The sequence below is a fragment of the Undibacterium paludis genome (assembly GCF_022568815.1).
Classification (GTDB): Bacteria; Pseudomonadota; Gammaproteobacteria; order Burkholderiales; family Burkholderiaceae_D; genus Undibacterium.
Genome location: NZ_JAKZHX010000026.1, coordinates 22,202 through 29,814 on the forward strand (window position 1 = coordinate 22,202; position 7,613 = coordinate 29,814).

The following is a 7,613-nucleotide window of genomic DNA, read 5'->3' on the forward strand; positions in this document are numbered from 1 at the left end:
AAAAGGCGACGCCCTCTCTCGGAGAACATCGCCTAGAGTCAAATACCCGGCTGGTTGATCAGGCTTATTTGGCTTTTTTTAGCAAGGGCAGCAAATACTTGCCTGTCACACTGTCGGGGTTTGCGGCCACATCTTCCGGTGTGCCGGTCGCAATAATTTTGCCACCACCGGCGCCACCTTCCGGCCCCAGGTCGATCAGCCAGTCTGCGGTTTTGATCACGTCGAGATTGTGCTCGATGATGACTACCGTATTACCCTGGTCACGCAACCTGTGTATCACCTTCAGCAACAGAGCGATGTCATGGAAATGCAGACCGGTGGTTGGCTCATCCAGGATGTACAGGGTACGACCGGTGTCACGTTTGGACAATTCCAGCGACAGCTTGACGCGTTGTGCTTCACCGCCAGACAAGGTGGTGGCGCTCTGTCCCAGGCGTATATAGCCAAGGCCAACATCGAGCAGGGTTTGCAGTTTGCGTGCGATGATCGGTACTACGCTGAAGAATTCATGGGCATCTTCCACCGTCATGCCCAGCACTTCATTGATGTTCTTGCCCTTGTAATGGACTTCCAGGGTTTCGCGGTTATAGCGCTTGCCGTGGCAAACATCGCAGGGTACATACACGTCAGGCAAGAAATGCATCTCGACCTTGATCACGCCGTCACCCTGGCAGGCTTCGCAGCGGCCACCCTTCACATTGAAGGAGAAGCGGCCTGCGCTATAACCGCGCTCCTTGGCTGTTGGCACAGTGGCAAACAGATCACGTATTGGTGTGAACAAACCGGTGTAAGTGGCCGGATTGGAGCGCGGTGTGCGGCCTATCGGCGCCTGATCCACAGAAATGACTTTATCAAAATGCTCAAGACCACTGACATGGTCAAATGCCGCCGGTTCAGTTTGTGAACCATACAGGTGACGTGCCGCGACATGGTAGAGCGTGTCGTTGACCAGCGTAGATTTGCCTGAACCAGACACACCGGTCACGCAGGTCAGCAAACCCACTGGCAACTTCATCGACACTTTTTTCAGGTTGTTGCCGCGTGCGCCGGCAATCAGCAATTGCTTGGCTGGATCAGCCTTGGTGCGTTTTTTAGGTACGGCAATTTCCAGCGCGCCACTCAGGTATTGCGCTGTCAATGAACGCTTGTTGCCCATGATGTCATCCAGCGTACCCTGCGCAATGACTTCACCACCGTGCACACCGGCGCCCAGTCCCATGTCGACCACAAAGTCGGCGCAGCGTATGGCATCCTCATCATGTTCGACCACCAGCACGCTATTGCCGATATCGCGCAAATGTTTAAGCGTGTCGATCAACCTGTCATTGTCGCGCTGGTGCAAACCGATGGACGGTTCATCAAGTACATACATGACGCCGGTCAGACCGGAACCGATCTGCGAAGCCAGGCGTATGCGCTGCGCTTCGCCACCGGACAGCGTATCTGCACTGCGTTCCAGCGACAGGTAATCGAGTCCGACATTATTCAGAAAAGTCAGGCGCGCCGTGATTTCCTTGATGATGCGATCAGCAATATCGCGTTTGGCGCCGGTCAGTTTCAAGTGCTCAAAGAAATGCAGAGTTTCACGCAAAGGCATGGCGCTGATATCGTAGATAGCCTTTTCCTGCTTGCCGCTACCTACCTTGACATAACGTGCTTCTATGCGCAGACGCGCGCCATCGCAGGACGGGCATTGCTTTTCATTGATGAATTTGGCCAGCTCTTCCTTGACGGCCATGGAATCAGTTTCGCGATAGCGGCGCTGCAGGTTGGTGACCACACCTTCAAAGCTGTGCTCCTTGACGACAGTACGGCCTTTTTCATTAATATAGGTAAACGGTATCTGCTGCTTGCCAGAACCATACAGGATGATTTGCTGCGCTGATTCCGGTAATTGCTCGTAAGGCGTATCGATATCAAATTCATAGTAAGCCGCCAGGTTGGACAGCATCTGGAAATAGAATTGATTGCGCCTGTCCCAACCCTTGACTGCACCGCTGGCCAGTGACAGGTTGGGGAAGGCGACGATGCGCTTGGGATCAAAAAATTCTATATGCCCCAGACCATCACATTCAGGGCAGGCGCCCATGGGGTTATTGAAAGAGAACAGGCGTGGTTCCAGTTCTTGCAGCGAATAACCGCAGATGGGGCAGGCAAATTTGTTCGAGAATAATTGCTCATGATTGCTGTCCATATCAACGACGAGGGCCCGGCCATTCGCCAGGCGCAGACAGGTCTCGAATGATTCGGCCAGACGCTGCTTGATGTCGGCCTTGACCTTGACGCGGTCTACAACCACGTCAATGGTGTGTTTCTCGGTTTTCTTCAGCTTGGGCAGATTGTCGACTTCATAGATTTTTGCATCATGCGTGCCGCTTTGCACGCGAAAACGTACAAAGCCCTGGGCCTGCATCTGCTCAAACAAATCCATGTGCTCGCCCTTGCGATTGGCAACCACAGGCGCCAGTATCATCAGCTTGCTGTCTTCCGGCATGGCCAGCACGGCATCGACCATTTGCGAGACTGACTGTGCCGCCAGCGGGTTTTCTGGATGATCAGGGCAGTACGGCGTACCCACACGCGCATACAGCAAACGCAGGTAATCATGGATTTCAGTGACAGTACCAACGGTGGAGCGCGGATTGTGCGACGTGGCTTTTTGTTCGATGGAGATAGCCGGCGACAAACCTTCGATCAAGTCCACATCCGGTTTTTCCATCAATTGCAAAAACTGGCGCGCATAAGCTGACAGCGATTCCACATAGCGGCGCTGACCTTCTGCATACAAGGTATCAAAAGCAAGGGAAGACTTGCCCGAACCAGACAGACCCGTGATCACCACCAGCTTGTTGCGCGGCAAATCGAGACTGATGTTTTTCAGGTTGTGCGTGCGAGCGCCCCGTACACGTATCAACTCACGTTTTTGTGCCAATTGAACATCATTGTCATTAAACTCGATTTCTGCCGGTTTGGGTGCTTTTGCTGCTTTTGTGCGTGTGCTCATAGTCTCTGTACTGAATTTGGGCCGAATTGAGGGAAGTAGGCGTGCAACCTGATACTATAACGGGTTTTGAAAATTATCGCGGGCTCGTCTTTGCTTTGTGCAAACTTAGGGGGCAAACCCCTGGCCGATCAGACGAGTTTTTGAATATGACTATTGCAACATCTGCAGATGCATCCCCCTTAAATGAGCAAGCGCCTGCCGGCATGAGCCGTGACGAGCTCAGCTCCAGTGCTTCACTGGCGTCCATCTTCGCCCTGCGCATGCTCGGGCTTTTCCTGATCTTGCCGGTATTTGCCATTCATGCAAAAACTTTACCTGATGGCGACAATGCCAGCCTGGTTGGCTTGGCCATGGGAATGTATGGACTGAGCCAGGCTTTCGGACAAATCCCCTTTGGTATTGCTTCTGATAAATTTGGCCGCAAACGCATCATCGTCATTGGATTGTTGCTATTTGCCATCGGCGCTTTTGTCGCTGCCTCGGCAAGCACCGTTGTTGGCGTGATCATAGGTCGTGCCATACAGGGGGCAGGCGCAATTTCTGCCGCAATCACCGCCCTGATTGCTGATACAACAAGAGAAGAACACAGGACCAAGGCCATGGCCATGGTTGGCGGCTCCATTGGCCTGACCTTTGCATTTTCTCTGGTGGCAGCTCCCTTGCTGTACCAGAGCATAGGCATGGGCGGTATCTTTGCATTGACTGGTGTCCTGTCACTGGTTGGCATAGCCGTGGTCTTGTTCATCACACCAGATGCGCCGGCCATCCGGCATGCCCCAGTACCCCTGTCCGTGGTTTTGAAGAATACAGAATTGATGCGCCTCAACTATGGCGTGTTTGCCCTGCACCTGACGCAGATGGCCATGTTTGTCGTCGTACCTGCTGCCCTGGTGCAATATGCTGACCTGCCTGTGACGGCGCACTGGAAAGTTTATCTGCCTGTCATGTTCGCATCTTTTATTGCCATGCTGCCGGCAATTTTTATTGGCGAAAAATTTGGCAAGATGAAACAGGTATTTGTCGTGGCAATTGCATTATTATTGTTGGTCGAACTGGGTTTATGGCAATACTTGCAATCCCCGGTGATGCTGGTAGTTCTGCTGTTTGCATTTTTCATTGCCTTCAATATCCTGGAGGCATGCCAGCCATCACTGGTTTCACGCATTGCACCACCTGCGGCGAAAGGCGCAGCTTTGGGTGTGTATAACACCTTGCAGGCCATCGGTTTGTTTTGCGGTGGTGCGCTTGGTGGCTGGATAAAGCAACATATGGCTGCTTCATCCGTTTTTGTAGTAAGTGCAGTCTTGACGGCGATATGGCTGCTAATCGCCGTCAATATGCCGAATATACCCAAGCGCAGCAAAACTGCAGCAAAGGTAGAGGCTTAGATTAATTTGTATCAGTAAATTTCAGGAGAAACACATGGCATCAGTGAACAAGGTCATTATCGTCGGCAACCTTGGGAAAGACCCGGAAACTCGTTATATGCCATCAGGCGATGCAATGACCAGCATCACCGTGGCAACCACCGATAGCTGGAAAGACAAATCCACCGGTGAAAAGAAAGAACAGACAGAATGGCACCGTATTACCTTTTTCGGCAAACTGGCAGAAATCGCCGGCCAGTACCTGAAAAAAGGTTCGCAAGTCTATGTTGAAGGCAGCCTGCGCACCCGTAAGTACACCGACAAGGACGGCATAGAAAAATACGCCACCGACATCAAGGCAGACACCATGCAGATGCTGGGCAGCCGCCAGGGCATGGGCGGCGGCGCACCGATGGATGACGGCGGCTACGGTGGCGGCGCACCTGCCCCACGCCAGGCAGCACCGGCACCGCGACAGGCGCCTGCAGCACGTCCCGCACCGAACTTCTCGGACATGGATGACGATATTCCGTTTTAGCGTATAGGTTTTAAGCTTTGTAAATAAAATCCCATTTCTCCTAAAAGAAATGGGATTTTTTTGTTTACTCTCGAATTGAAAATTAAATAATATGCATGCTTATACAACTATTTTTAATAGTGTAAACAAGTGGAATATTATGAAGACCTTGGGATCCGCAATCTCGTATTTGCTTCCGGTGAGAGATTCCCTCTTATTGCTGCAAGTGATACAGGCGTCCCTGATTTTGAAATTACGTTTTATGTGTTAACGCAACTCCGCTCTCGAAATCTTTCAACCTCTACAATCACTGTAGCCAGCAGAGCAATTATGTTCGGACTTCAACTACTGGCGCAAATGAGAGTTGACCTTCAGGAGAGAATTTATAACGGAAGACTGCTTGAGACAGGGGAACTTGAGCGACTTGTAGATGGTTTCTCTTGGCCCTATGAATATCCGATGCCGAAGGGGCGTGGGTCATCCATAGAGTTTCCGCCATACTTTCCTGGCGCAAAGCTGGCGCTTTGAGATGTCAATATTCATGCATACCTCCCCCATATTGCCTCAAAAAATAATTGCTCATTTTTGATCAGAGCGCTATTCTGATGATGTAGCCCTATGTGATCCCACTCCCGCTCCTCATATGAGGGATCTGAGCCGGTGTGTCATCTTGGTAAAAGAGTCTCAAAGCCACCGCAAGGTGGTTTTTGACTTTAAGCAATGCAACGATGAATGTTGTTGTATCTGCTCAATAAATTGATCCAGGTTTTAGATTTGAATCGTCCAGGCTATGGCGCTACTAACTCTGTCTTACAGCAGACTTCTTTAGTCTCATAATAGCACTGGCGATCTGCTTGGAGACACCTGCATACTCAGGTCCGTTCAGCATGTTCTCTGCCTCAGCATAGTTACCAGCGTTGATCAAATTGGCGATTTTTGTAGCAGCGACATGGAATTGTTTGTGCACATCTACCAGCTGTGCAAAATCTGGCAAATGGCCGTTTTGCTGCTTGCCTTCATGATCCATCCAGCATCCGATTTCACACTGATGAATATTGGAAACTTGGGCGATATCCATATGCGACTTCTTGCTAATAGCTGCACGAAACTTGACTTTCCATTCAGCATGCTTGCCGATTGCTGATTCCAGGTCCATGATTTACTCCAACTGATTGATGTGTGCTTTGGCTGACAGGGATGTTGCCCCTGTCAGAACTATCCTGATGTGCTATGAATTAGAGCGGATTTACTTTTGGAAAATCAACATCTGTATGGGCGACATTATTGACATAGTTGGTCAATACATTCACTGCTACATTCAAGACGATTTCGATGACGGCAGCGTCATCAAAACCAGCAGCGCGCAAATTGGCCAACTCAGCGTCGCTGACACGACCACGTTGTTCTGCAACTTGTCGGGCAAACTGCAGGGCAGCATTGGTTTTGGCATCTTCTGCGTGGGCGCTGCGAGCTGCGTCAATTTCTGCATCACTCAGCTTTGCCAGGTTTTTGCCCAGGTAAGCATGCGCCGCCAGGCAATAGTCACAACCATTGTATTCAGCGATCGTCAACGCAATACGTTCACGTAGTTGTGCACTCAAGCTGCCTTTGGCCAAAGCACCACTAAGTGACAGATAGCCTTCCAGGGCAGCTGGACTATTGCCAACCAGTTTCATCAGATTAGGCACCACACCTAATTGCTTGTTCACAGCAGCCAACAAAGGCTGAGAAGCTGCGGGGGATTGGTCTACGGCAGGGATAGCAAGACGGGACATAAGTGACTCCATTTAAATTGGGTTTAAGGGATTCGCGTTTTATATCTGTATCGCGAATGGTGCTACTTTGCCTTATTCCTCTATTTAAAAGAATATCCATCATCTAAAATTTATTATTCCGTAAATTGGAATAATAAATTAATATTTGAATTCGATAGTGTTGTTTATTCAAAGAGCCACATGAAGGGAAATTTTGGACTTGCCGTTTTGCAGCAGGTTACGCTCGCCGGAATCGCTGTATTGCTGCGTTCACCATACCCTCGACACTGCCACTGTCAGTGCATTGCGTACGCAGGTAATGCGCATCGCTGCCAGTATGTGTGGTTTCGTAAAGGTGATTCAGTGCAGGTAATGCGCCCAAAGACACTGCGTAGGGTTCCAGCGTCCTGATTGTGGCAAGTATGTCTTCACGTAGCGATTTCGTTTCATAGGTCTTGGGATGGACGATAGAACCATCCAAACCAAAACGACAGGCTTGAAAGCGGTTATAGTTATAGACCAGATAATCGTCCTCGACCGGCGACTCTTCGCGTTTGTCTAACAGGTAGGCGCACAAGACTTGCAAATAAGCAGCCAACGCAGCCGCATGTTCCACTGTCAACGGGGTATCGCACACGCGCAGTTCTATCGTGCCGTATTCTGGTTTAGGGCGGATATCCCAGTAAAAGTCTTTCATGCTTTTAACTACGCCAGTTTTTTCCATTTTAGAAAAGTAATTTTCTGAAAACGCCTCCCAGCTCAACATGAAAGGTGCCCTACCTGAAAGTGGAAAGGCAAACACAGAATTCAGCCTCGCTGAATTAAATAAGGTATCCCCGCCTTGCACATAGGGCGATGATGCCGATAATGCGATGAAGTGCGCCACGTAGCGATTGAGTGAGTGGAGTAAAAACAAGGCATTGTCGCCGGAGCTGCAACCCACATGGACATGCTGACCAAAAATAGTGAAT

General features: G+C 50.2%; 7 protein-coding genes. 3 read left to right on the plus strand and 4 right to left on the minus strand.

What is annotated here, in order from left to right; all coding sequences use genetic code 11:
* Window positions 1-64: 64 nt before the first annotated feature.
* Window positions 65-3,004 (minus strand): excinuclease ABC subunit UvrA, encoded by a 2,940-nt coding sequence (uvrA, locus tag LZ463_RS27795; RefSeq protein WP_241459576.1) that lies wholly within the window; start codon window positions 3,002-3,004, stop codon window positions 65-67.
* A gap of 203 nt (window positions 3,005-3,207) precedes the next feature.
* On the opposite strand from uvrA, the gene LZ463_RS27800 reads away from it, so the two are divergent.
* From LZ463_RS27800 to LZ463_RS27810, 3 genes are all read left to right on the plus strand, one after another.
* Window positions 3,208-4,392 (plus strand): MFS transporter, encoded by a 1,185-nt coding sequence (locus LZ463_RS27800; protein WP_241459583.1) that lies wholly within the window; start codon window positions 3,208-3,210, stop codon window positions 4,390-4,392.
* A 34-nt stretch (window positions 4,393-4,426) separates the two neighbouring features.
* Complete coding sequence (gene ssb, locus LZ463_RS27805; RefSeq protein WP_241459577.1) at window positions 4,427-4,909, plus strand: single-stranded DNA-binding protein; 483 nt, start codon at window positions 4,427-4,429, stop codon at window positions 4,907-4,909.
* A 129-nt stretch (window positions 4,910-5,038) separates the two neighbouring features.
* Window positions 5,039-5,416 carry a hypothetical protein gene (locus LZ463_RS27810; protein ID WP_241459578.1) on the plus strand — a complete coding sequence of 126 codons (378 nt, stop codon included), beginning with the start codon at window positions 5,039-5,041 and terminating at the stop codon, window positions 5,414-5,416.
* Window positions 5,417-5,687: 271 nt separating this feature from the next.
* Here LZ463_RS27810 and LZ463_RS27815 read toward each other — a convergent pair whose 3' ends face one another.
* The 3 genes from LZ463_RS27815 to LZ463_RS27825 form a co-directional block, all read right to left on the minus strand.
* Window positions 5,688-6,044 carry a CZB domain-containing protein gene (locus LZ463_RS27815; RefSeq protein ID WP_241459579.1) on the minus strand — a complete coding sequence of 119 codons (357 nt, stop codon included), beginning with the start codon at window positions 6,042-6,044 and terminating at the stop codon, window positions 5,688-5,690.
* Window positions 6,045-6,123: 79 nt separating this feature from the next.
* Window positions 6,124-6,663, minus strand: coding sequence for a carboxymuconolactone decarboxylase family protein (locus tag LZ463_RS27820; protein WP_241459580.1), 540 nt, complete (start codon window positions 6,661-6,663; stop codon window positions 6,124-6,126).
* Between the two features lie 217 nt (window positions 6,664-6,880).
* The coding region (locus LZ463_RS27825; RefSeq protein ID WP_241459581.1) for a YbdK family carboxylate-amine ligase at window positions 6,881-7,613 on the minus strand (733 nt) is incomplete at its 5' end.